The sequence below is a fragment of the Bacillus sp. B.PNR1 genome, assembly GCF_030386235.1.
Classification (GTDB): Bacteria; Bacillota; Bacilli; order Bacillales; family Bacillaceae; genus Bacillus; species Bacillus stercoris.
This window is the reverse complement of sequence record NZ_JANYMN010000003.1, coordinates 37,969-63,375: the sequence shown is the minus strand read 5'-3', so window position 1 is coordinate 63,375 and position 25,407 is coordinate 37,969. Positions and strand designations below refer to the sequence as shown.

At 40.5% G+C, this 25,407-nt stretch carries 24 protein-coding genes and 3 pseudogenes; 15 read left to right on the top strand and 12 right to left on the bottom strand.

The annotated features are described in order from the left end of the window. Positions 1-96 precede the first annotated feature (96 nt). Complete coding sequence (locus NZD81_RS17050; RefSeq protein ID WP_282374002.1) at positions 97-1,284, bottom strand: MFS transporter; 1,188 nt, start codon at positions 1,282-1,284, stop codon at positions 97-99. Positions 1,285-1,486: 202 nt separating this feature from the next. Here NZD81_RS17050 and NZD81_RS17045 point away from each other — a divergent pair, with 202 nt between their 5' ends. From NZD81_RS17045 to NZD81_RS17025, 5 genes and pseudogenes are all read left to right on the top strand, one after another. Continuing rightward, complete coding sequence (locus NZD81_RS17045; RefSeq protein ID WP_134976402.1) at positions 1,487-2,065, top strand: TetR/AcrR family transcriptional regulator; 579 nt, start codon at positions 1,487-1,489, stop codon at positions 2,063-2,065. 525 nt (positions 2,066-2,590) lie between these two features. Beyond that, positions 2,591-2,861 (top strand): annotated as a pseudogene (locus NZD81_RS17040) (ArsR/SmtB family transcription factor). A gap of 12 nt (positions 2,862-2,873) precedes the next feature. Further along, positions 2,874-4,181, top strand: a complete 1,308-nt coding sequence (locus NZD81_RS17035; protein ID WP_282374003.1) for an arsenic transporter — start codon at positions 2,874-2,876, stop codon at positions 4,179-4,181. Positions 4,182-4,193: 12 nt separating this feature from the next. Continuing rightward, positions 4,194-4,571 (top strand): annotated as a pseudogene (locus NZD81_RS17030) (arsenate reductase/protein-tyrosine-phosphatase family protein). A 97-nt stretch (positions 4,572-4,668) separates the two neighbouring features. Further along, positions 4,669-5,478 (top strand): GNAT family N-acetyltransferase, encoded by an 810-nt coding sequence (locus tag NZD81_RS17025; RefSeq protein WP_282374004.1) that lies wholly within the window; start codon positions 4,669-4,671, stop codon positions 5,476-5,478. A 54-nt stretch (positions 5,479-5,532) separates the two neighbouring features. Here NZD81_RS17025 and NZD81_RS17020 read toward each other — a convergent pair whose 3' ends face one another. After that, on the bottom strand, positions 5,533-6,453 hold the full coding sequence (locus NZD81_RS17020; RefSeq protein ID WP_282374005.1) for a DMT family transporter: 921 nt from the start codon (positions 6,451-6,453) through the stop codon (positions 5,533-5,535). Between the two features lie 132 nt (positions 6,454-6,585). Between NZD81_RS17020 and NZD81_RS17015 the strand changes: the two genes are divergently transcribed. Further along, on the top strand, positions 6,586-8,034 hold the full coding sequence (locus NZD81_RS17015; RefSeq protein WP_282374006.1) for an aminotransferase-like domain-containing protein: 1,449 nt from the start codon (positions 6,586-6,588) through the stop codon (positions 8,032-8,034). A 117-nt stretch (positions 8,035-8,151) separates the two neighbouring features. Here NZD81_RS17015 and NZD81_RS17010 read toward each other — a convergent pair whose 3' ends face one another. Then, entirely contained in the window at positions 8,152-8,775 is a 624-nt protein-coding gene (locus NZD81_RS17010; RefSeq protein ID WP_136654812.1) for a flavin reductase family protein, read from the bottom strand. 88 nt (positions 8,776-8,863) lie between these two features. Between NZD81_RS17010 and NZD81_RS17005 the strand changes: the two genes are divergently transcribed. Next, complete coding sequence (locus NZD81_RS17005) at positions 8,864-9,544, top strand: ArsR/SmtB family transcription factor (RefSeq protein WP_282374007.1); 681 nt, start codon at positions 8,864-8,866, stop codon at positions 9,542-9,544. 82 nt (positions 9,545-9,626) lie between these two features. On the opposite strand, the gene NZD81_RS17000 is transcribed toward NZD81_RS17005, so the two are convergent. From NZD81_RS17000 to NZD81_RS16990, 3 genes are all read right to left on the bottom strand, one after another. Further along, positions 9,627-10,070, bottom strand: a complete 444-nt coding sequence (locus NZD81_RS17000; protein ID WP_014662944.1) for a carboxymuconolactone decarboxylase family protein — start codon at positions 10,068-10,070, stop codon at positions 9,627-9,629. Positions 10,071-10,157: 87 nt separating this feature from the next. After that, complete coding sequence (locus NZD81_RS16995; protein ID WP_080478167.1) at positions 10,158-10,334, bottom strand: hypothetical protein; 177 nt, start codon at positions 10,332-10,334, stop codon at positions 10,158-10,160. Further along, positions 10,331-10,480 (bottom strand): hypothetical protein, encoded by a 150-nt coding sequence (locus tag NZD81_RS16990; RefSeq protein WP_014662946.1) that lies wholly within the window; start codon positions 10,478-10,480, stop codon positions 10,331-10,333. The genes NZD81_RS16995 and NZD81_RS16990 overlap by 4 nt, the downstream gene beginning before the upstream one ends. A 189-nt stretch (positions 10,481-10,669) precedes the next feature. On the opposite strand from NZD81_RS16990, the gene ydfH reads away from it, so the two are divergent. The 3 genes from ydfH to NZD81_RS16975 all read left to right on the top strand — a co-directional run bounded on the left by ydfH (position 10,670) and on the right by NZD81_RS16975 (position 14,814). Next, on the top strand, positions 10,670-11,893 hold the full coding sequence (gene ydfH / locus NZD81_RS16985) for a two-component system sensor histidine kinase YdfH (protein WP_168781315.1): 1,224 nt from the start codon (positions 10,670-10,672) through the stop codon (positions 11,891-11,893). Then, positions 11,886-12,527, top strand: coding sequence for a two-component system response regulator YdfI (ydfI, locus tag NZD81_RS16980; RefSeq protein WP_069840377.1), 642 nt, complete (start codon positions 11,886-11,888; stop codon positions 12,525-12,527). Before ydfH ends, ydfI begins: the two co-directional genes overlap by 8 nt. A gap of 115 nt (positions 12,528-12,642) precedes the next feature. Continuing rightward, positions 12,643-14,814, top strand: coding sequence for an MMPL family transporter (locus NZD81_RS16975; RefSeq protein ID WP_289861010.1), 2,172 nt, complete (start codon positions 12,643-12,645; stop codon positions 14,812-14,814). Positions 14,815-15,285: 471 nt separating this feature from the next. On the opposite strand, the gene NZD81_RS16970 is transcribed toward NZD81_RS16975, so the two are convergent. The 3 genes and pseudogenes from NZD81_RS16970 to NZD81_RS16960 form a co-directional block, all read right to left on the bottom strand. Then, a complete protein-coding gene (locus NZD81_RS16970) occupies positions 15,286-16,188 on the bottom strand; it encodes a carboxylesterase (protein ID WP_282374010.1) in 903 nt (300 codons plus the stop codon). A 195-nt stretch (positions 16,189-16,383) separates the two neighbouring features. Beyond that, positions 16,384-16,594: pseudogene (locus NZD81_RS16965) on the bottom strand (DUF554 family protein); the annotation flags it as partial. Positions 16,595-16,865: 271 nt separating this feature from the next. Continuing rightward, positions 16,866-18,254, bottom strand: coding sequence for an aminotransferase-like domain-containing protein (locus NZD81_RS16960; RefSeq protein WP_282374011.1), 1,389 nt, complete (start codon positions 18,252-18,254; stop codon positions 16,866-16,868). 114 nt (positions 18,255-18,368) lie between these two features. On the opposite strand from NZD81_RS16960, the gene azlC reads away from it, so the two are divergent. From azlC to NZD81_RS16940, 4 genes are all read left to right on the top strand, one after another. Then, complete coding sequence (gene azlC / locus NZD81_RS16955) at positions 18,369-19,130, top strand: azaleucine resistance protein AzlC (protein ID WP_014662955.1); 762 nt, start codon at positions 18,369-18,371, stop codon at positions 19,128-19,130. Continuing rightward, positions 19,127-19,459 (top strand): branched-chain amino acid transporter permease, encoded by a 333-nt coding sequence (locus tag NZD81_RS16950; protein WP_014662956.1) that lies wholly within the window; start codon positions 19,127-19,129, stop codon positions 19,457-19,459. The genes azlC and NZD81_RS16950 overlap by 4 nt, the downstream gene beginning before the upstream one ends. Positions 19,460-19,620: 161 nt before the next feature. Beyond that, positions 19,621-20,943 (top strand): branched-chain amino acid transport system II carrier protein, encoded by a 1,323-nt coding sequence (brnQ, locus tag NZD81_RS16945; protein ID WP_282374012.1) that lies wholly within the window; start codon positions 19,621-19,623, stop codon positions 20,941-20,943. A gap of 147 nt (positions 20,944-21,090) precedes the next feature. Then, on the top strand, positions 21,091-21,465 hold the full coding sequence (locus NZD81_RS16940) for a Rok-like winged helix domain-containing protein (RefSeq protein ID WP_282374013.1): 375 nt from the start codon (positions 21,091-21,093) through the stop codon (positions 21,463-21,465). Between the two features lie 254 nt (positions 21,466-21,719). Here the strand turns inward: NZD81_RS16940 and NZD81_RS16935 are convergent, their stop codons facing one another. The 3 genes from NZD81_RS16935 to mneP form a co-directional block, all read right to left on the bottom strand. Next, complete coding sequence (locus NZD81_RS16935) at positions 21,720-22,409, bottom strand: DUF554 domain-containing protein (protein WP_136654803.1); 690 nt, start codon at positions 22,407-22,409, stop codon at positions 21,720-21,722. Positions 22,410-22,499: 90 nt separating this feature from the next. Next, positions 22,500-23,312: a MerR family transcriptional regulator gene (locus NZD81_RS16930; protein WP_071582111.1), complete on the bottom strand. Its 813-nt coding sequence runs from the start codon at positions 23,310-23,312 to the stop codon at positions 22,500-22,502. A 114-nt stretch (positions 23,313-23,426) separates the two neighbouring features. Continuing rightward, positions 23,427-24,320, bottom strand: coding sequence for a manganese transporter MneP (mneP, locus tag NZD81_RS16925; protein ID WP_243572507.1), 894 nt, complete (start codon positions 24,318-24,320; stop codon positions 23,427-23,429). Between the two features lie 454 nt (positions 24,321-24,774). Here mneP and NZD81_RS16920 point away from each other — a divergent pair, with 454 nt between their 5' ends. Continuing rightward, positions 24,775-25,395: a nitroreductase family protein gene (locus NZD81_RS16920; RefSeq protein ID WP_040084051.1), complete on the top strand. Its 621-nt coding sequence runs from the start codon at positions 24,775-24,777 to the stop codon at positions 25,393-25,395. The last annotated feature ends 12 nt before the right edge of the window (positions 25,396-25,407 follow it).

The following is a 25,407-nucleotide window of genomic DNA, read 5'->3' as shown; positions in this document are numbered from 1 at the left end:
GAGGGTGTAACCGTAAAGGTCTGAATTATAGAAATACCAAGGGTGTCAAAACCCTTGGTATTTTTTCTGCCAAAAATAAGCCATTTTGGTGAAAGATTATTTCTCTGTGGCGAAATAAAGCAAAGCGATGACCGGAAAAGCGATACCAATCCATAATGCTGTACTCCACCCGCCTGAGGCATATGCCCATCCTCCAATAGATGACCCTATAGCACCGCCTAGAAAGAAGATTGCCATGAATAATCCGTTTAATCGACTGCGAATTTCAGGCGCCAACGAAAAAATGGCACGTTGACTGAGCACAAGGTTTGCAGATACGCCCATATCTAACAGAATAGCGGCAGCCACTAGAACTGTTATGCCGACGGGGGAGCTGCTCTGAATCAGGAGCGGCAGTAATAAAGAGACAATGACAACACCTAGAGCGATTCCAGTGGCAATCCGGGTCAAGCCGCGATCAGCCAGACGGCCGCCTATTGGTGCAGCGACTGCACCCGCAATACCTACCAATGCGTAGAGTGCTATTGCCTTCTGAGAAAAATGAAAAGCAGGACCGGACAATAATAAAGGAACAGTCGTCCAAAACAAGCTGAAAGCTCCAAATACAAACCCATGATAGATGGCACGGCGGCGTAAGACTGGAGTCGTGCGCAGCAGCTTCCACATTGAACCGAGTAATGCCGTATAGTTTGTTTTGGCTGTTGGTTTTCTGGCAGGAAGCACTTTTGATAATAAGATGGCTAGGGCAACACTTACCACGGCAGACAAAGCAAATATTGCATTCCACCCCCAAATATCAGCGACTAGACTGGATATCGGCCGAGAAAGCATAATACCGAGTAATAAGCCGCTCATGACATTGCCAACAACCCGGCCTCGTGCAGCGTCTGATGCAAGGTATGATGCAAATGGAACAAGCACCTGGGCTGCGATTGACCCCAATCCGATGAAAAATGAAGCTGCTAAAAACAGTGCTCCATGCTTCACAAATGCTGTTAGTGTCAAAGCCGCTGCGCTTAGCAGGAGCGATGCAACGACAAGTTTTTTGTTTTCGATAATATCTCCTAAAGGGACAAGAAATAGTAAGCCGGCAACGTATCCGATTTGGGTTAGTGTGACAATCAATCCAGCACTGCTTGGAGAAAGTCCAATTGCCTTACTAATTAATCCGACCAAGGGTTGTGCATAGTAAAGATTAGCAACAATGATACCGCATGCCGTTGCGAGAAGAAGGGTTAAACTGGGTGAGATCCTCTGATCTGCTTGTTTGTTTCCATTAGCCATAAGAATGAACTCCTTTTTAAGTGGATTTTTGAGTAAAATCATGACTTCTCTCAAGTTATTTTCTAAACTGTACGTTCAGTTTTTTTGATTAAGGAAATAATATACTAAACGTTCAGTTTTGTAAATAGGCTACTGTTTTCTTTTTTTATTCCGGTTAAGTATACTGAACGTATCGTTTATATTTCGGGAAGGAATGATTTATGTGCAGAGTAAACGAGGGCGGCCGCGTGATGAAGGAACGCATAAGGCGATTCTCTCTGCAGCCTATGACCTATTGCTGGAAAAAGGCTTCGATGCGGTGACAGTTGATAAAATTGCCGAGCGTGCGAAAGTGAGTAAAGCAACGATTTATAAATGGTGGTCTAACAAGGCTGCGGTTATCATGGACAGCTTTCTTTCGACCGCGACGGACAGGCTGCCTGTGCCTGATACAGGGTCGTCAGTACATGATATAGTAACCCACGCCACGAATTTAGCAAGGTTTTTGACAAGCAGGGAAGGAACCGTTATTAAGGAATTAATAGGTGCAGGGCAGTTGGATGAAAAATTGGCAGAAGAATATCGCACACGATTTTTCCAGCCTCGCCGCCTCCAAGCGAAAGGCCTTATAGAAAAGGGAATTCAAAAAGGTGAATTGAGAGAGAATCTTGATATTGAAGTAAGTATAGATCTCATATACGGACCGATTTTCTATCGTCTGCTTATAACAGGGGACGAGGTGAATGACTCCTATGTGCATGATTTGGTGATGAATGCGTTTGAAGGAGTTCAAGCTACGTGAAAGATTTGGTACAGAAAGCCTTCAAAGAACAGGGAGAAATTAACGGCCATTTTGTAGATGTCATGGCAATGGAGAAAATACTTGCAGTATAAAACAGGCCTCTAAAGAGGCCTGTTTTTTTTATGACCGGATGCTCCGTCTATATTCAGCATTGGCTGAATGACCACTCCCTGCAACTTGAAATCGTCTCATTTTTATCATGATCTGGATCATGATTGAAAACAGCCGGTCCCATACAATAAAATGGCATTCTTCAATGTCAAAATAATCAAATCTAATGTGTAATGAAGCAATGCAAAGGGTTTTCAGAATGAGGTTGGTGTTAAGGAATCAAAAAGCTTTGATGTTCCAAATATAAGGGATTGTTTATATAAATAATAGTTTATATAATGGCGGAGGCGCTAAAAAAACGCGGGGAGAGACTCATGCTTTCGTTTAGACAAACAGAGCGCTGTATAATGAAACGTAAAGGGGAATGTATAGACATTTGTTGCTTATATAACGAGTTGTGAAGGACGAGTGCATATGACTTTTGATGTTGCGGCGATGACTCGCTGTTTAAAAACACTTAGTGATCAAACAAATGATGAAATGATTTCTTGAACAAGAATATTGTGTCTGTCAATTGGTTGATATGTTCGAAATAAGCCAGCATTTGCGAAAATTAAAAAACGCAGGGTTTGTGAGGACAGAAGAGGCCAATGGCGTTATTATTCAACATTGCAATTGATCTTAACAGGAGGATGAATTGTTAAACCACATCAAACAAAAGGAAACTCAAGCGTGTTGCCAGTAAGGAGGCATTAGATTGACATCAATGATTTTGGCGGTATTCATCTTTTTATTAACTCTAGTATTGGTCATATGGCAGCCGAAAAATGTATCAATAGGGTGGTCAGCCTGTGGAGGCGCAGCTTTAGCTCTAGTAGCAGGTGTTGTCAATTTTCATGATGTGTTAACTGTGACAGGGATTGTTTGGAATGCGACATTGGCTTTTGTGGCTATCATACTGATATCGTTAATTCTTGATAATATCGGTTTCTTTGAATGGGCAGCGCTTCATATGGCTAAGGCTGCAAAAGGAAACGGTGTGCGGATGTTCGTTTATGTATCTATATTAGGAGCTATCGTCGCTGCGTTATTTGCAAATGACGGTGCCGCTCTTATATTGACACCAATTGTATTAGCAATGGTCAGAGCATTACATTTCAATGAAAAATTAGTTTTTCCTTTTATCATTGCCAGCGGATTTATTGCAGATACGACCTCGCTTCCATTAGTAGTGAGCAATTTGGTCAACATCGTTTCAGCGGATTATTTTCATATTACATTTATTGAATATGCATCCAGAATGATTGTCCCGAACTTGTTTTCGCTCCTGGCGAGCATCATTGTGCTTTACCTTTTCTTTAGAAAAAGCATACCAAAACGTTATGATCTGTCTGAGGTGAAGAAACCTATTGAAGCGATTAAAGATCAAAACATGTTCAGACTATCGTGGTATATCTTGGGGCTCCTGGTGGTTGGATATTTTGTAAGTGAATTTTTATCTATCCCTGTATCAATGGTAGCTGGCAGTATTGCAATCATTTTTTTAATCGCTGCGAAAAAGAGTCCGGCCGTCCATACAAAGAAAGTGGTGAAAGAAGCGCCATGGGCTATCGTATTCTTTTCAATTGGCATGTATGTTGTTGTATATGGTGTCCGAAATGCCGGATTAACTGATGTCCTTTCAGATGTCATTCAAGCCGCAGCTGATCACGGGATGTTTGCCGGGACAATTGGAATGGGCTTTATTGCGGCCATTCTTTCTTCCATTATGAATAACTTGCCGACTGTTATGATTGACGCATTGGCTATTGCCGGTACAGATACACATGGGATGATGAGAGAAGCGCTTATTTATGCAAATGTGATCGGTTCAGATTTAGGGCCTAAAATAACGCCGATTGGTTCCTTGGCGACATTATTATGGCTTCATGTTCTTTCGCAAAAAGGTATGAAGATTTCCTGGGGCACGTATTTTAAGACAGGAATTATCCTCACGATACCCACTTTATTGATCACACTTGTCGGCCTGTATATTTGGCTGCTGATCATCCATTCTTGTTTCTAAAAGGACAAGTCAATATATCAAGGAAAACATTGCACAGGTAACTCTTGCCGCAGCCAAATGGCTGAAGGGTGGGGGGAAATACTTGGAGACAAGTGGAATGTGTACAGCGCAGGAATCGAAGCTCATAGATGACACCCGAATGCTGTCAATGCCATGAAAGAAGCAGGGATTGATATTTCAAATCAAACAACGGATATCATTGATCCGAACATTTTAAACAATGCTGATTTCGTTGTTACACTCTGCGGGGTGCAGCAGATAAATTGGGGGTTTGATGATCCGGCAAAAGCACACGGAACAGAAGACGTTTTTCCAATCCGTGCTGAAATTAGTGACCGTTTGCTGAAATTGGGGAATAAATGTGCTGTTCAACAGGTGTCTGCGAGCTGAGTGCAGAGACCTGTTTTTTGTTTTCATTTGTCTGAGATCCGTAACAGAGAAGTTATTTAGCTTGTGACGGAGGAAAATTGATTTTGTTAACAGAATCATGAAGGAGAAGAGTTGTAAAGGGGTTGTTTGTTTGAAGGAATTAACGAAAGAAAAATATAGCAGCTTAAAAACAACGTTTGCTGACAAATATTGTCCCACATTTGTCTATTCAATATTAGACCAAGCTATTCCGGGAGTTGTTTATGTAGATGACCAAACATTTCCTAGATCGTTTTTTATAGGAACGAAATCAGGCATTTATTTTATTGCGGGAGACCCGGGGAATCAAGTTTTTAATGATTTCATTGCTGAATATTATGAAAAACAAGCGAAATCAACAAAACGATTTACCCTGTTTTCTTCCAGTGATAGATGGGATAGCGTACTGAAAACCATATTGAAAGATGACATGAACCAAATGAGGAGAATGGCATTTTCTTTTCGGCAAAAACCCTCTAAACCGTCTTTTGAACTTCCAAAGGGGCTTGTATTGAAAAGAATAGATGAAGATATCATGACAAACAGCACAGCTTTTAACAGCGCTTATTATGAGGAGTATTGGGATTCTGTCTCACAGTTTTCTTCAAAAGGTTTTGGATTTGCCGTATTACATGGCAATCATGTAGTAAGTGAGTGTACTTCTATATTTGTAGGGCATGGATTAGCAGAAATGGATATCTATACACTTGAAGAATACAGAGGACTGGGCTTAGCTTATTGCGTAGCAAATAGGTTTATAGCGTTTTGTATGGAAAATGGGATTGTTCCTAGCTGGGATTGTGATGTTTGCAACAAATCGTCCATTGCATTAGCAGCTAAATTGGGTTTTAAGCCGGTAACTGAATACTCTATTTACTTTTCTGGATAATCTTAAGAAAGAACCTTTAAGGAGATACCAAACGATGTTGGTATCTTTTTTGTTTTAGAGTTTTTTAATCCTTTTAGCAGAAAAATGGGTGATGAAAAACTTATTCATTTTATTTACTTTTAGGTAGGTAAAACACACCCCGCCAACGGTTACCACTCCGCCTAGCAGAGAAATGAATGCGGGTATTTCACCTATCCATCCCCATGAAATGACGAAGGCTAAAGCGGGTGTAACATAAAGTGAAAGGGTTGCTTCTGAAGCCCCGACGAGTGAAGTGACATATGCAAGGGCAAAGTATGGCACAACTGTTGGCAATAAACCTAAATAAACAATTGACAATGTTGCGTTCGTAGAGGCGTTTATCATCTCTCCGCCTAAGCCTGGCAGAAACATAAGCATAGGTATTGTTCCGCCCCAAATTGAAAATGTAACGAATCGGATAAATCCATATTTTTTTATATAGCGGGGTTGAAAAACGAAATAAATACTCTCCGAAAAAGCGGCCAGCAGGATGAACAAAATACCTTTCATTGAATAAGTATAGTCTCCAGACCCAAATGCAATCAATGACACACCCAATAAACTGATCATAGAGCCAATCCATTTCGCAAATCCAAAATGCTCTCTAAAAAACAGGCGGGATAGCATGGCTGAGAAGATCGGTGCTGTAGTAACGAGTAAGCTTGCAACTCCGGCACTAACTGTTTTTTCACCAATGTTCAGCAAAATGTGATAGAGTGCAAAACCTAAAAACCCTAAAAGAAAAATGGCAGGAATGTCTTTCAAGTCGGGTAGGCGCATCCGAGTCAAAACAGCAAAAAGCAATAATGCCATAGAGCCGATTAACAAGCGAAATAAAGCAAGGTGTTCTGGTGTGTACCCTTCTAGTCCTGCGCGAATTCCCGGAAAAGCAGATGCCCATAAACAGATCATCAGACTGTTTGAGGTGATCAATTGAACTGTTTTCTTTTGCATATTTCCCTCTCCTCTTTACAAAAACCAACCAGTTATTTAATGTGTTTTTATATTAATAAAGATTTGGTGATATGGCTTCAACCAGTTAAACGGATTTTGACCCAACCAATTTAGTTTAAGGAGACCGATTTTATGAGCTTTCAAGAAGAAAAAAAGATGAAAAAGCTCCCTAAGTACAGACAAATCGTTCATTTTATTAAAGAGAAAATAGGAAATGGTGAGTGGCCGATTGGAAGCAAGATTCCAAGCCAGCGCACGCTTGCAAAAGATTTTCAGGTGAATCGGAGCACAGTGATTACAGCCTTAGAGGAATTGATGGCTGATGGGTTAATAGAAGGCACAATGGGGAAAGGCACAGTTGTTATCAACAACACATGGACACTGATGGCTAAGAATTCTGCTCCCGATTGGGATCAATATGTCACCTCTGGCATTCAGATGCCAAGCCGAAAAATTGTTCAAGAGATCAATCAATCAGAATCAAATACAGACCTTATACAGCTAAGTAAAGGTGAACTTTCAGCTGAGATTTTTCCTTTGGCTGTTATGAAAGAGATGATGGGGAAGGTATCTCATCACATGGAGGCATTCGGATATGAAGAACCAAAAGGTTACTTACCTTTGAGGGAGGCATTAAGCAACTATTTAAAAACCATTGGAATCAACGTCTCATCTTCTTCCATTCTGATTGTCTCAGGAGCGCTGCAAGCCTTGCAGCTGATATCAATGGGGCTGTTACAAAGAGGATCAACCGTATATCTTGATCAGCCCTCCTACCTTTATTCATTACACGTGTTTCAATCTGCCGGTATGAAACTCACTGGTCTTCCTATGGATCAAGACGGGCTTTTGCCGGAAAGTCTTCATTTGACAAAAGGTGAGCGGGGAATGGCTATCTTATATACAAATCCATGTTTTCACAATCCGACTGGTATTCTCATGTCTAAAAAGCGGCGGGAAGAAATCCTAGCGGCAAGTGAGAATACACAGCTTCCTATTATTGAAGATGACATTTATCGTGAGTTATGGATCGATGAAATTCCGCCATATCCTATTAAAACAATTGATAAAAATGGACATGTACTGTATATAGGAAGTTTATCGAAAACTTTAAGCCCAGGTTTGAGGATTGGATGGATTGTCGGACCGGAACCGGTGATTGAACGCTTATCTGACATTAAAATGCAAACAGATTACGGGTCCAGTTCGTTATCCCAAAGAGTAGCGGCGGAGTGGTTTACTTCCGGCCAATACCAGCAGCATGTAGAAAAGGTTAGGCAGCATTTAAAGGTGAGAAGAGAATTGGCCTTGAGTGCTTTAGAAACTCATTTGAAAGATGTGGCGACATGGAATATCCCAAAAGGGGGATTTTTTGTCTGGATAAAAATATTGCCTTCCATATCAATGAAATTACTTTATACTAAAGCCTTATCAAAAGGGATTCTGCTCAATCTGGGCAGTATCTATGCTCAGGAAAAAGGGAATTATATTCGCTTATCATATGCTTATGCATCTCTTAAAGACCTTCAAAAGGGGATTTATGAGTTGGGTTTGATGATAAAAGAATTGGCAAGTAAGTAACTTTTATATCCTTAAATGGATGTTTCACTAAAAAAGAGATCAAGCCTAATGATCGCTTGATCTGATAATAACAAGGGTTACTAGAATAGACCAAATCATGGTTCGGTCTCAAAATAATCATGTCTCTGAACGAAAGGTCTTTCCGACTTCTCTTCCTAAACCAAAGTAATGTCTGAAATTATAGATCAGTGGGCTCCATTTGGAGGGGTTGATATGGTTTTCATCCAGTATAATACTTTCATCGGCATGAAAGTGCAGTGCCTGCGTCTCTACAATGGCAAATGACTGATCATATTCTGGAATCCGAATATGTTTCACTTCGGCTTCGATTTGGATAGGACATTCTTTAATTCGTGTTGGTGATACTGTTTTTGATTGTAAAGGCGTTAACCCTGCTGCCTCGTATTTTTCTTTTTTATATGTAAATCCGAGCTGTTTCTTTAAAGGCGGTATACTTTTTTTTCCGCTATAAGATGAAATTCTTTCAACGTTTTCCCATAAATCCGGGCCAGGCAAGTTTATGACACACTCTTTGTGTCTTTCCAAATTGTCGATGGCTTTTCCGCCCAGTCCTACTCCAAGGATTATATAATGTCCAAGAGCCCAAGAAGAAGACATAGGACTGATATTGGTGGTTCCATCCTCATTCAACGTGGTTAGAAGAAATGTCGAGGTTCCATAATACATGATCTTTGGCTTGATTTCTTTAAAACGAAGAGTGTCTCGCTTTTTAATGTCCAACGCTATTCCTCCTTGTCATGCTTACATTTATATTGTAAAGGATTAACATTTCAACTATCATCGAAATATGAATGTAAGGAGGAAAATCATGAATCCTAATATTGCAAAAATCTCTTCGTTGCTATCAGATCCCTCGCGTTCTTCCATACTTTTGAGTCTAATGGATGGAAGGATACACCCTGCGGGAGAGCTTGCATATCTCGCTAACATTAAACCTCAAACCGCAAGTTTTCACCTGAATAAATTGCTTGACGCGAAGCTGATTAGCGTAGAAAAGCATGGAAGACATCGGTATTACAGATTGTCTAACTCAGATGCTGCTAACGTGATCGAACAATTGCTTCATATTGCGCCTGAAGGTAAAGTCAAATCTTTAAAAGAGTCAAAAGAGAAAAAGGACTTGCATTTCGCCCGTACCTGTTATGATCATTTGGCAGGTTATGTGGGCGTGCAAATGGCACATTCACTAGTTAAGCAAGGGATGTTAAAAAAAGTTGATTTAAACTTTGAGGTGACTTCAGAGGGTGCTTTATTCTTTTCGAAGTTAGGCATCAATGAAGAGCAACAACGGAATAAGAGGAGAGCCTTTGCCCGCTGCTGTTTGGATTGGAGTGAACGGCAGCATCATATTGCAGGAGCATTAGGAAACGCCCTATTGATGCGCATGTTAGAAGAAGAATGGATCGTTCGTATGCCTAAAACGAGAGCGATCAGGATTACACCAAGCGGGAAAATCGCGTTTGAAAAGCACCTAAACGTGAAGCTTTAGGATTTTGAAACGGAAACACATGATGATGCGGCACGATATCCAGGAGAAGGAGTAAGATTCGTTCTAATCTTACTCCTTCTTCTTATTTTGAAACAGCTCGATTCCCCATTGCAATAGAGATGCGGTTCCAGCTGTTTATTTGATTAATGATGAGAACAAGGTCAACATATTGTTTTTCATCATAATGTTCCCGCACCCGATGATATAGCTCATCAGGAACCCTTTTAGATGGAATGAGCGTGATGTGTTCAGACAGTTCGAGAGCAACTTTCTCTTCAGGGGAGTAAAAATCACATTCATTCCAAGCATGTAAACAGTAAATTCGCTGTTCAGTTTCTCCCATTTTACGGGCATCGGAAGTATGCATATCTATGCAGAAGGCACAGCCGTTTAGTTGAGAAACTCTGATTTTGATTAGTTCTCTCGTAGTTCGGTTAATTGAGGATTGTTTCGTGTATTTCTCCATATCCATCATGATTTTCATACCTTCAGGTGCAATCTCATAGTAGGACACTCTTTGACTCATCAGGCAAAACTCCTTTCCGTCGTATATCTAAATTGTATCTCGATATTGATATCTTTACCAATGTGCGAATTGTATGGCGTTATTTCACTATTTTTTGGCAAAAAGCTGCTTAGAATAAAAATAAGGGTAACCCAAAATGATGAGTGGAGCTGCTAAGGCAAGCAGGGTCCACGAGCCTGAGTGGCTGTCTCTAATGATTCCAATGAATACACAAGTACCGATGAGAAAATATAATAAAGCACCTAAAAACCAATACATGTTCATTCCTCTTTTTCCTTGCATCTGATTTTTGGCTGCGTATTTTTATCTGTCATATGGCTTAATCGATCAGGATATTGATTTTTTAATACCTTCTCAGTCCGGATTCCTTTTCTTTTTAATGATAAAATTGTAAGATCAATTGATTTCAATGATGATCATTCCTTCAATGAATAGTATGTTCCTTATGATTTTAAAGATAAATTTGAAAAGATAAAACGTACATAAAGGCAGAACGTTCATGTACGTTTGGGCAATGATCTTTTGTTGGAAACTCTAATGTTGCGTTCGATTCTCATGAATTTTGATGTGGTGAAACAGGTAAAGGAAGTGGATAAGGTTTGCTGATAAGGAATCCTTTCAAAGATAAATATTACTCACATGATAGGCGTGCATTAAACATGCTTGCGCTTAGAGTGCCTGGCCTGGCTTTTATTCTTATGATCTATATAGCCTCTATCGTGCTGCAATTTGTTTCTGGGAGCTGGTCCATTTTATTGTTTTATGCGTTTACCATATTGATCGGAATTTTTGCTTTGCTTCATTGGCACTCATATCGCTGGGTTAAGAAAAGAGTGATTCTGTATTTCGTGGTACAAGGTTTGATCACCTTTGCACTTGCTAATCTCATGACTGGCTTCTTTATACTTGTCATTATCGGCCTTTATGCATTTTTAATTGGGCAAATCATAGGAATGGCAGACAGAAGAAGGACTTTTCCCATTCTTTATCTATTGCTGCTGCTGGGCATAAATTCGGCGTATCACCTTAATAAAGGGGAAGTGCTGCATTTTATTGTTATTGCTGCGCCGATCATGATTGTCATCATCACTTATGCCGCAACATTTTTTGCCCAAGTTGATGAAAAAATAAAAGCTCAATTGACTCTTGAAAGGCTGGAGCTGGCTCATCAGCAGGTCGAACAGCTGACGCTGCAGAACGAAAGGCAGCGGATGGCCCGAGACTTACACGATACGCTTGCTCAAGGGCTGGTCAGTTTAAATATGCAGCTGGACGCGATTCATGTACATCTATCCAAAGGCAACACAGAGAGAGCGAAGGAAATCATACAACAATCGATGAAAAGAGTGAAAAGCACATTAGCTGATGCACGTTCAGCAATTGATGATCTCCGCAGCAAATCAGAAGAAATCGGTGTTTTAAAAGAAAGAATTACCTCACTAATGGATCATTTTATAGAGTCGACAGGCATGGCTTGTTTATTAGATTACAGATTGCATCAGGTGCTGGATGTGCGTACAGCTGAGAACTGTTATTACATCATTGGAGAATGCATGACGAATGCGGCAAAGCATGCTGAAGCAAAAACAATCTGGATTTCCATTTGGGATGATGAGAAGGGGAGGCTCCATTTAACAGTTAAGGATAACGGCAAAGGATTTGATGTTGAAAAAGGAAAGAAAAAGAGAGGGCATTATGGGCTTCTTGGCATACAAGAACGTGTCAGAGCCATGAATGGCCAGTTCAATATAAAGAGTACAAAATTGAAAGGAACACAAATTGAGATCACTGTACCAATTCAGGGAGAGATGCAAGATGAATAAGGTTTTAATCGTTGATGACCATCTTGTCGTGAGGGAAGGTCTGAAGCTTTTAATTGAAACGAACGATCAATACACCATTATAGGAGAGGCGGAAAATGGCAGAGCAGCAGTCCGTCTAGCAGATGAATTGCAACCGGATATCATTCTTATGGATTTGTATATGCCGGAGATGAGCGGGTTAGAAGCCATTAAAAAAATAAAAGAAATACACGATATCCCCATCATTATTTTGACTACATATAATGAAGATCACCTAATGATTGAAGGGATTGAATTAGGAGCGAAAGGATATTTGTTAAAGGATACGAGTTCAGAAACCCTTTTTCACACAATGGATGCAGCGATAAGAGGAAATGTGCTATTGCAGCCTGATATCCTTAAACGCTTGCAAGAAATCCAATTTGAGCGGATGAAGAAGCAGAGCAGTGAGACGCAGCTGACAGAAAAGGAAGTCATTGTTTTAAAAGCAATTGCTAAAGGGCTTAAAAGCAAAGCGATTGCCTTTGATTTGGGCGTCTCTGAGCGAACAGTAAAGGCCAGATTAACGTCCATTTACAATAAATTAGGCGCGAATTCAAGAACTGAAGCAGTAACGATTGCCATGCAAAAAGGTATTCTGACATTAGACAAATAAACTGCATATTTGAAAATTGCCCAAACGTACATGCCCGAATGTACGTTTTTTTTATTTCGTGGTCAACTACAATGAGAAAGAATGTGATTAAGCAATGTGTTGAAAGGAGATTATCATGTCAAAAATGTTATATACATTAGGAGGATGGGTTGCTCGGCATCGCGTAAAAGTAATATGTGCATGGGTCGTTGTGTTAGTTGCTTCGATTGGCCTTGCAATCACCTTAAAGCCAAGTTTTTCTGAGGATATGTCCATACCTGACACACCTTCGGAAAAAGCGATGGATGTGATTGAAAAAGAATTTCCTCACGGTCCTGATCAAGGGAGCATACGGGTGATTTTCGGTGCTGATGATGGGGAGAAACTGACTTCAAAGCCAGCGAAAAAAGCTATAGAAAAAACGTTCAAGGAAATCAGTAAAGATGATTCTGTTGACTCGATTGCAAGTCCTTTTGTGACAGGAACAATCGCGAAAGATGGCACAGTTGCCTATGCTGATATCAAGTATAAATCATCAGCAGATGATATAAAGGATTACTCTATCAAACACTTAAAAGACAGTTTGAAAATGGCTGATGATGAGGGATTGCAAACTGAGCTAAGCGGAGATGTACCGGGAGCCGAGATGGAGATAGGCGGTGTCTCTGAAATTGTCGGCATTATCTTGGCCTTTGTCGTTTTAGCTATTACATTCGGTTCTTTATTAATAGCAGGATTGCCGATTTTAACTGCGCTGCTTGGTTTAGGGGTAAGCATTGGACTGGTTTTGATTGGGACACAAGTATTCGATATTGCTTCCGTCAGTCTTTCATTAGCCGGAATGATTGGTCTTGCTGTTGGGATTGATTATGCTTTATTTATTTTTACGAAACACCGCCAGTTTTTAGGTGAAGGCATACAAAAGAATGACTCGATTGCAAGAGCCACCGGAACAGCTGGGAGTGCAGTCGTTTTTGCCGGACTTACTGTGATCGTCGCACTTTGCGGATTGACGGTTGTTAACATTCCTTTTATGTCTGCAATGGGGCTGACAGCAGGGCTTAGTGTACTGATGGCTGTTCTTGCCTCCATCACGCTGGTGCCTGCCGTCTTATCAATAGCAGGGAAACGGATGATTCCGAAAGCAAACAAGAAAAAAGGAAAACAAAGAGCTGCCACAAATGCATGGGGGCGTTTTGTCACAAAACATCCTATTCTGCTAAGTGTTTGCAGCATTCTCATTTTGATCGTCATTAGTATTCCATCTATGCAATTGGAACTGGGCTTGCCTGATGCGGGGATGAAAGCGAAGGATAATCCGGATCGACGGGCATATGACTTGCTTGCCGATGGGTTTGGAGAAGGATTCAATGGCCAATTAACCATCGTAGCGGATGCCGCAAGTGTCAAAGGAAATAAAGCGGAGGCTTTCGCAGATGCAGTGAAAGAAATAAAGGGCTTAGACCATGTAGCAAGTGTCACCCCTGCAATGCCTAATAAAGAAGGGAACTTTGCCATCATTACGGTCGTTCCGGAAACAGGTCCAAATGATGTGGCAACGAAAGATTTGGTACACGATGTACGCAGTTTGTCAGATAAAAACGGAGTAGATTTGCTTGTTACTGGATCGACTGCAGTGAATATTGACATTTCAGATCGCCTGAATGATGCGATACCGGTGTTTGCTGTACTCATTGTCGGCTTTGCATTTGTATTGCTGACCATTGTTTTCCGTTCGCTGCTTGTGCCGCTTGTTGCTGTTGCAGGTTTCATTTTAACGATGACAGCCACTCTTGGGATCTGTGTATTTATCTTACAAGACGGCAATCTCATCGACTTTTTCAAAATACCTGAAAAAGGGCCGATACTCGCCTTCCTGCCGATTTTATCGATTGGGATTCTGTTCGGTTTAGCTATGGATTATCAAGTATTTCTTGTCAGCAGAATGCGTGAAGAATATGTAAAAACAAAGAATCCAGTACAAGCCATTCAGGCTGGATTAAAACACAGCGGTCCTGTTGTCACCGCGGCTGGTTTAATCATGATTTTCGTTTTCGCAGGATTTATCTTTGCCGGAGAAGCTACTGTGAAAGCCAACGGATTGGCCCTTTCATTTGGTGTGCTCTTTGACGCATTTATTGTGCGAATGACACTGATTCCAAGTGTGATGAAACTGATGGGGAATGCAGCCTGGTATTTGCCGAAATGGCTGGACAAGATCATCCCGAATGTGGACATAGAAGGGCATCAACTCACAAAGGAAATACAGCCAGAAATAGATCATGAACAAAAGAAACAAATCATGTAATAGAAAAAGCAGATCTTTTATGATCTGCTTTTTTGCTTACTATTCCCGATCAAGCTGTAAACGATTTTATAGCCGAACATTGTGGTGGTATTTGGAAAGTGAAGGAGACACTTATGGCGCCATCACTCATTTTCGATTTGTGGCAGAAGCTGCGTCATACTAGCAGGCATCCCAGGAGAAGTGATAAAGCACATCAAATGATTTTTTTGACTTTGCATTCACACCTTGATGCCAAGGATCTTGAGAATCCTTTTTAAAAATTAAGGAATTTAAAACTGATCTGTAAAAAATGCAAATGAAACAAGCACACAAAACCAGTTCTGGGTCTTGTCCAATCGATCATGATATAAATGCAAAAACAAAATGATGTGTAAAAAATAGAGTCCATGAAAGAGACTCTATTTTTTGAAATGGCTGGCTAGAAGCATATTGCAGGTTTTTATGAATACGAATCACTATCTTAATAAGCACCTATTGTGAAATGTCTGTTTCTGCATTAAAAAAACGCATTACACGTTCATTTACGTATGCGGGTTGCTCCATCGATAAAACATGTCCGGCATTTTTAATGACTTCCGCCTCAATATCAGGAACGAATGAAGAGGCTCGGTGCAGGGCTGAGTGGGGATCATAGATGACTTCATGTTCACCGAGTAATAATAGAATAGGGACTCTTGCTGATTGTAATTCCTCATCGGTAAATACATACGGAAATCCGTCTGCTTTAGGATTTGGATTTCTTGATCCATCCTGCCACATTACCCCTGCCTGAAACTGCTTCACAAAAATCGGGTGCAGCATACTGTGATCATTCATCATCCAATGTAAGAATGTTTCAACTCCATTTGGCGCTGTCAGGCCAAGAGCGTATTTGTAGAAATCGTGATGAAATGGCAAAAATGTTTCTGCCGGACTCAGTATAACTGCGCTTTTTACTCTCTCAGGCATACGTAAAAGGAAATTCATCGTATGGAGACCGCCAAGCGAAAGTCCGATGATGTGGGACTTTTCGATCCCCAGATTGTCAAACACATCAAGAAGCCAATTGGCGTAATCCGTTCTCGTACCGCTTAGATTCTCAGGAATACTCTTGTTTTTATCACCTATGATATCAACTGCATAAGTTCTGTATTTGCTGCTCCAATCGGCGATGTTGGGATACCACATCGTGGAGCTGAATAATGCTCCGTGGAGTAATACAAGCGGCGGGGCATCCTCTGGCCCGCTAGCAATCACATGTGTTTGACCAAAACGAGTAGATATGTAGAATGATTTGCAGCGGACCGGCCAAAGACTAAGGCTTTCATTATAAGTTTGATAATAGCGGATACCACTGTCACTTAATTCGGGAATACTAGATGAATGGTTTGACATACAAGTGCCCCTCTCAATTTTGTTTAAATGAATGTGCCGTTTCGTGATGGGGAGTCTGATTTTGATATAACAGAATTTATTTACAATATAATACAGAGGTTATTCAACGTCAAATCCAAGATAAAAAAGGAATAAAACGATTGGAACAGATTATTGAAAATCAATATAACAGAATATTAATCTCCTTTTTGGGAGCGCCGCAGCAATTCCAAAACCAAAAGTTGAAGCGAGCACAATGGAGGTGATCCCATCTAATATTCCATTTGTCAGGAGGTATGATAATCTCCATGCAAAGCGGCTTCAACAGGACTTAAAATTGACAGCGAACCGATACAGAATCATAGGATCGCAGTTGATAAACCCTCTGCTAAATTGCTTTGTTCACCAGCTTGTTGAATCGTAATTCCTTCATTCTAACAACTTTTCTGTTCATATGATTTATACATTCACATTAAATAGTACAGTGAGTTCCAAAGGTAAAGTTTGCGGCATAATGAAAAAGCCCCTTTTAAAAAGCAGATCTTTTATGATCTGCTTTTTTGCTTCACGTTTATTGCCTGATCATGTTGTAGGCGATTCTATGGCTACTCAATGTGGAAGTATTTAGAAGGTGAAGCCGCCATTTTGTTTTTACGCAGGTAGAGGACATCAAGCGGTATAGGGTGTGTTTGATCAAGTTAGCCGAGATAATATTTCAATCTCTCTAATCCTATTCTCAACTCGTCTAATGATTCTGTTGAAGAAAGCGCAACACGCAAATGCTTATGAGGGGTGGCAGAACCGCTCAGGAAGCGATCAGAATGAAATGCGCGGATTCCATGTTTCTTCAAATCCGTTTCCAGCTGTAACGCATCGGTATCATCATTGATGGAAAGCCATCGATAAAAGCTGAGAGGATGTCCATTCACCTCTGTTTCAGGAAAAAACTCTGCAAACATATCATTAGCCGACTGGGCAAGCTGTTTTTTTTGAGAAACAATATCATGCGCTTTTCCTGATAAAATCAGTTCTGTTATGACCTCTGCATCAAAAGAAGACGTTTTTACATTAATGTTGAACATCGCCTGATGGATTTTCTCGCCCAAGGCATCTCCATAGACCATATAGGCCACTCTTAATCCTGAACAGATTGACTTAGAGGTGCTGCAAATATATACGCTTTGTTCTGGGAGCAAGTTGAACATGGGCTCCTGATAATCAGAAATCAAGCCTGCGGTCATAAACGCATGAATATCGTCTTCGATCAATAATAAACGATGTTTTCGGATCACTGCCGCGATTTCTTTCTTTCTGGCACTCGACATCATAACAGTAGTTGGGTTACAGCAAGAAGGCATCAAAAAAATGCCATGAATGTTGAGTTGAGTACATTGCTTTTCTAGTTCGTCCGGCAGCATTCCATACTCATCTCCGGGAATCGGCACTAGCTGAATGTGGTGCATTTTTGCAAGTTCAATAAAATTTGAATACGTGTATAAGTCAGTGGCAATTCGATTCCCTGGCTCAAACAGCGCGGCCAATGAAATGGCCAGCGCATTTTGGGCACCGGAAACAATTGAGATATGGTCTTGGTCAGTTTGAATGCCAAACGATTTCATCCAGTTTAGCCCTGCTGTTTTTTGATGCGGAATGCCTGTTGGATCATTGTAATTGAGTAACTGTTTTACGTAATGTTTACTCGCAACCTGTTGAATCACTTCCGTTACAATTTGATTGGTTTCTTCAAAAGAGGCGATTAAACCAAGATCGATACAGTTGGTGATTTTATCTTTAGAAATCGTAATTGAACGAGCGGCGCTAGGAGAAACAAAGGTTCCCTTTCCGGTGACCGCATAGATCAGTCCCTTTACCTCACACACTTTATAGGCTCGGGTAATTGTAGTGAAGTTTAAGTCAAGAAAGTCAGCTAATTCTCGCTGGGGCGGGAGCTTTGTACCCGGTGCCAAAAAACCATTTTTGATATCGTGTTCAAGCAGTGCAGCGATTGATTCATAGAAAGGCCGCTTTAACGCCTCTCTTTCTGGCTTCCAAGACATTGGGTAATTGTCGAATGAATTGACCGGCATAATCCACCTCTATTGTTTCGTTTTCCATGAATGGTTTTTAAAAGGAGTGCAGCAAGTTTTCTCTATTATGATACAAAGGATAATTGTAATCCATACAATTATCTTGTTTGTTGTATGGATTTAATATGGTACTTTAAAATAAAAATGTTGCAAGGTGTGAATCTTATGACAAAAAGAAATCAAATAGGGGCTGCATTTCGTTCGGCCTTCCCGTATACGATTCCGATTTTTGCCGGATTTTTATTTCTAGGAATTGCTTATGGAATCTTTATGCATTCTATAGGGTTTAGTGCAATTTATCCGATCATCATGAGTTTTATTATATTTGCAGGATCAATGGAGTTTGTTGCCGCCCATTTCTTGCTGGGCGCGTTCAATCCGTTGAATGCCCTTTTTTTGACGTTGATGATTAATGCCCGACATTTGTTTTATGGAATTTCCATGTTGGATAAGTACAGGGGGACTGGAAAGAAAAAGCTTTATTTAATCTTCGGGATGTGCGATGAATCATTTTCTATCAATTATACCGCTAATGTTCCGGCGAATGTTGACAAGGGCTGGTTTATGTTTTTTGTGACATTGCTTAATCATTTATATTGGGTCGCGGGAGCAGCGATAGGCGGTATTTTTGGATCGTATGTGAAATTTAATACCGAAGGGCTTGAATTTGTGATGACCGCCCTCTTTATTGTGATCTTCATTGAGCAGTGGATGAAAGAGCAAAAACATCACAGTGCTCTCGCAGGCCTTGGGCTTTCAGCTGCCAGCCTTATCATTTTTGGCGGAAACCATTTCATTATTCCTGCTATGCTCGCCATTTTAGGGATACTCACTGTTCTGAGAAAACCATTAGAGAAAGCTGAGGTTTCTGTATGACGATGAGTATAACGCAGCAAATCATTACCGTTGCTATGGTCGTGCTTGGCACAATGCTGACACGGTTCCTTCCATTCATGATTTTCCCGTCTGGGAAACCGACGCCGAAATACATACAATTTTTGGGCAGGGTGCTGCCATCAGCGGTAATCGGGCTTCTGGTTATTTATTGTTTTAAAGACGTGAGTCTACTTTCTGGGAGTCACGGTATTCCTGAATTGATTGGAGCAGCTGCAGTTGCACTGCTTCACTTTTGGAAAAAAAATATGCTACTTTCTATAGCGGGGGGAACCGTTGTTTATATGGCTATGGTACAATTGTTTTTTTAACCGTATGGGGAACGATCAATGATCAAACTTTTATTGAACTTTTTAAAAATTAATGAAATTGACACAATCTTATTTTGGACTCAGCACCGTGCCAATGTATATAGCATCTGTAGTGTTTCCTTGCCATTCAAGAGGTGTCTACTTTATTCGGAGGATTTATCATGTCAAAAAAAGTGTCTGCTTCCTATATCATCATTATAGGACTAATGCTATTTGCATTGTTTTTTGGGGCGGGAAATCTCATTTTTCCGCCTATGCTTGGGCAAATGGCTGGAAAAAATGTATGGATTGCCAATGCGGGTTTCTTGGTGACAGGAGTCGGCTTGCCGCTGCTGGCAATGACTGCATTTGTTTTTTCAGGTAAAGATAATTTACAATCGTTAGCCAGCCGTGTGCATCCGGTGTTTGGCATTGTGTTTACAACGATTCTCTATCTGGCCATCGGGCCTTTTTTCGCTATCCCAAGATCGGGGAACGTATCGTTTGAAATTGGAGTGAAACCTTTTTTATCAGATGATGCAGGTCCTGCTTCATTGATCATATTTACAATATTGTTTTTTACAGTTGCATGTCTGCTATCACTTAATCCCACAAAAATAGTGGATGTGGTCGGAAAAGTTTTAACACCAATTAAATTGACATTTATCGGTTTGCTTGTAGTGGTAGCTCTTGTTCATCCAATTGGAACCATTCAAGCGCCATCAAAAGGGTATACATCGCATGTGTTTTTTAAAGGCTTTCAGGAGGGATACCTTACACTGGATGCCCTTGTAGCATTCGTTTTTGGAATCATTGTGGTGAATGCAATGAAAGAACAAGGGGCAGCCACCAAAAAACAGCTGATCATCATTTGTGCGAAAGCCACTGCGATTGCTGCGACACTTTTAGCCCTTATCTATACTTCCCTTTCATATATGGGGGCCTCCAGCGTTGAAAAGCTGGGGTTTTTAGAAAATGGGGCTGAGGTTTTGGCTAAGGTTTCATCCTATTATTTTGGATCCTATGGTTCTATCTTATTGGGTTTAATGATTACGGTAGCATGTTTGACGACAAGTGTCGGACTCATCACAGCGTGTTCTTCGTTTTTTCATGAATTATTTCCGGGCATTTCTTATAAAAAAATAGCTGTGATGTTAGCGGTGTTTAGCACACTTGTTGCAAATATAGGATTAACAGAGCTCATTAAGGTGTCCAAGCCTGTCTTAATGACGATGTATCCAATCGCGATTTCCTTAATATTTTTAACGTTTTTGCACTCTGTATTTAAAGGGAAGGCTGAAGTGTATCAGGGGAGCTTACTGTTCACGTTTATCATCAGCCTATTTGACGGTTTGAATGCAGCTGGGATAAAAATTGAAGTCGTGAATCGCGTTTTCACTCAGGTTCTTCCTATGTACAGCATAGGGCTTGGGTGGCTTATTCCAGCCATTGCAGGGGGGATAGGCGGCTATATACTGAGTATGTACCGAGCAAAAAAATCATGATTTAGCGCTGTAGGGCCGATAGAACCACTCACCTTCATAGATGGTGATTTCCCTGATCCGTGTTCTAAAGAGTTGAACAATGACTCAGATCTGCAGGTGGAATAAAGCTCTTTTCCGTCTGCTTAATTGGGGGGAGAAGCTTTGTGTATGAGATTAGCACACATAGATAAACATGAAAGCTCGATCCTTCGTGAGTTTCAGCTACAACGGTCAAAGACGAGCCCATCTCAAGTTGCGTTCATGGCACAAGCTGCAAATGATGTAAAGACATATCGTGTAACATCAAAACCTATCCAAAAGAAAAAAAGAAGACAGGGCAGAGCTGAATCAAAAGCCTCCCGTGAAGCAGCATTACACATATTAAAGCAGCAGAATAAGCCAATGAGCAGTATCGATTTGAAAAGAAGGATTGAAAAGGAAACCGGCGTACACATTTCGAATATGACATCATTTATGAATACTTTGATGAAAACACACCCCGAGGTGAGAAAGCCTTATAGAGGGCAGTACATTGTGATTTGAATGCATGGTATCAAAGACTCAGCATTACAAATGTAGATCAGAGACAGAAACACAGCGCATGTTCAGCATGATACCAAGGATCTTGACGACCTTGGTATTTTTGTTGTGAACTGCCGGCCATCGATCGGTTTATGTACAAAGACGATCGCAAAGATTGTGATGAATGAATTGACGCCCATATGACCATTCTCCGTCTGTTCAAGCAATAAAACATGGCCGGCATTCATGATTTTCGCTTAATTGATGCCGATTTGTTAAAAATGCAATCCAAATGATTGAATCACAAAAATCACAACAGGAGGGATCAACAGGGAAGGCAGCAGATTCAGTGTTTTGAACTTCTTGATTCCAAGAATGCTTAGACCTGAACTGAGGATGAGTATGCCTCCCACAATAGTAATTTCGTTAATAAGGTCTGTATTGATTGCGCTCTCCATTACTTTAGCAAATAAATAGATGGAGCCCTGCCAAGCAAACAATACAATGGCAGCTGCCGCTATCCCAAAACCAAAAGTCGAGGCGAGCACAATGGAGGTGATCCCATCTAACATACCGTTTGTCAGAAGGTACGTATAATCTCCATGCAAAGCCGCTTCAACAGGACCCAATATTGACAGCGAGCCTATACAAAATAATAAGACCGCAGTTGATAACCCCTCCGCTAAATTGCTTTTAGAAAATTTGTTCACCAGCTTGTTGAATCGTAATTCCAGATTAATGACCTGGCCAAGCAAACCTCCAATGGCTAAACTCACGATGAAAAGAATGGGGTATTTACTATCAGGCAAATGCTGTGTAACGGCGTTGATTCCCAGCGCGACTGCAGCGAATCCCATTGCCTGCATCAAAATATCCTGGTATTCATCTTTAATGCCTTTTTTGAATATCCCCCCGATTATGCTTCCCGCAATGATCATCACTGTGTTAAAAATCGTTCCAAACATAAGCTTTCTCCTCCAATAATGATTCCTGCATAAAAAATAAACCCTCTAGTTAGTAGAGAGTCAAGGGAGATCAAAAACATATTCATGAGATTATTTGATGGGCAAGAGGATTTCAGTCACATAATTGTCTAGGTTATTCGTAATGCCATAATCAATGAGTGTGATTTCGATAGAATCTCCTGCTACCTCATAATGATGCTCTTCCATATACGCCAGTAATGTTTTGTAGTATGGTTCGGCTTCTGGGTGTGACCCTCTAAACCTAATTTGCAGATATTCTCTTGAAGGGAAAATGATTTCTGATGAAGTTTTTTCATTTTCATCTTCAAGAATCATAAATATACTGGAATATTTGTCAAACTGTTTTGCCTTCACATTTGCTGCTGAAATGGATAAACCGATTTTGCCTATAAATATATCTTCGTTCACATTCAGGTGAGTTCTCAATTCCGCTAATGAATGTTCGATATCATGGCCGAGAACATATTCATGCTGTAAATAAGCCACACGAATTGCGGGAAGTTTGATTTTTGAAATGTGATGTAACGGTGTGTGAACGGCATCTTCTATATGTGTGATGCGGCGGGAGATCTTTCGTTCAATGCGTTCCAATTCTTTCTTCTTGCGGTCAATTTCAGCTTGCTGGCTTTTTAGTAAATGAAGAAGGGTATTTGTATTTTGAGAGTTATAAAAATCAAGCAGCTTATGGATTGGCAGACCTAAGGCCCTCAAATACTTGATGGTATCCAGCCGCTCAAACTGTTGGGTGGAATAATATCGATAGTTCGTTTTCTCGTCTTTATATTCCGGCTTCAAAAGACCGATTTCATCATAATACCTAAGAGCAGAGATTTTCACATTGAATAACTTTGACACTTCCCCAATCGAAAAAAATTCCTTCATTCTAACAACCTTTCTGTCCCTATGATTGATATACATCCATATTATATAGTACAGCGAGTTCTAAAGGGAAAGTTTAACAGCATAAAGCAAAAGCTCCTTTTCAAAAGGAGCTTTTCATTCTTCGAAATAAGGATTCACATGGATGAGCACTTCTTCAACATCGGAAAACTGTCTTTTGATTTCATTTCGAATTTCGCGGGCAATGTCATGTCCCTGCTTAATTGTCAAATCATGATCCAAAGATAGACGGACATCAAGCAATTTATAGTGGCCGTGTTCTCTCGCGCGGATTCTATCGATTCGTTTTACCTGATCACATTGAAAAATAACAGCTTTATATTCCTCGATCAGCTTGGGGTCAACGCTCTTTTCCATGAGCACATCAACAGACGGCCTGATTAATTCCATAGAAATCTTAAAAATGAGGTAAGCAACGATTGCACTGGCAATTGCATCGGCGTACAACAGATAGGCCCAGCCGCGGGTGTTTCCGATGATAGCCAATAGGACGCCGATAAAAGCGGCAAGGGAGGCAACGATATCGCCTTTATGATCGTATGCAATCGCTATAATCGCTTTGCTGTTCCATTTTTCCCCTTGCTTGATAGAATAACGATATAAGATTTCCTTAGCCACGTACGAAATAAGAGCCGCAAATAATGCGCTGTATTGGGGAACGCTTGGCCCTTTAACAAAGGACAGAATCGCTTCAATGAGGATATAAACGGATACGATCACTAAGATTATTCCTACAATCGCCTCACTAATGACTTCTGCTTTTCCGTGTCCAAAAGGATGGTCCTGATCGGGCGGTTTATTGGAAATGCCGATCACTGCCAAGACCGCAATCGAAGCAACGACATCTGCCGCGGAATGGATTCCGTCTGCAAAAACGGCTTCACTATCGCCTATCAGTCCAAAAAAGACCTTTCCTGCCATTAGGATCAGATTGGCGATCAATGCAATCAAAGCAACTTTTCTGCTGATTTGTTCTCTTTCACTTGCCATTTTTTCCTCCTATAAAACTGCACAAAAAAAATAGGAGTGCTCTTTAGACGCTCTCCGTATCCTTTTCTGTGTAATCACTTTGCTTATCATACCAATTCAATTTCGAGTGGGTCTATAGCAACGTTGTTTCCTGGTTACTAATAAATAAGGTAACAGAAAAAAAGTTGGAGCTGTGCTAAAAGCTCACACTGCAAACAAATGAGTTCTCATGTAACAAGGAGTGGCAATAATAATGCTGCCTTCAGCGGAAAAATTCCATCTGTTATAAAAAAACTATTGACATTAGATGATCTGTATTTTACTATTATCTCATATTCAAGATATTTTAATTCGAGATATTAAGTTAATAAGATCAACGCTCAAGGTCCAATCGCAGTCAGTTCTTTTTTTAAAATTCAATGAGATTTTTTATAGAATAATATCTCGAATTCGAGATAAGAAGGAGTGTATCGTAATGGCTGAATTTACACAGTTAGTTAATGAAAGAAGATCTGCAAGCAATTTTCTTTCAGGTCATCCAATTACAAAAGAAGACCTCAATGAGATGTTTGAATTGGTTGCATTGGCACCATCGGCTTTTAATTTGCAGCATACAAAATATGTGACGGTTCTAGACCCGGATGTAAAAGAAAAGCTGAAACAGGCCGCAAACGGACAATATAAAGTGTTTAGCTCATCTGCGGTTCTTTTGGTATTAGGGGATAAACAGGCATATCAGCAAGCGGCTGACATCTATGAAGGATTAAAGGTGTTAGGGGTATTAAATAAGCAAGAGTATGACCATATGGTTCAAGACACCGTTTCGTTTTATGAAAACAGGGGAGAGCAATTTAAGAGAGATGAGGCGATAAGGAACGCTTCACTTTCTGCGATGATGTTTATGCTGAGTGCTAAAGAAAAAGGCTGGGACACTTGCCCGATGATCGGCTTTGATGCGGAAGCTGTAAAACAGATTTTGAACATAGATGACCAGTTTGAGGTTGTCATGATGATTACAATTGGGAAAGAAAAAACAGAGAGCAGAAGGCCGCGCGGCTACCGTAAGCCTGTGAATGAGTTTGTTGAGTATATGTAAAAGGAGCAGATA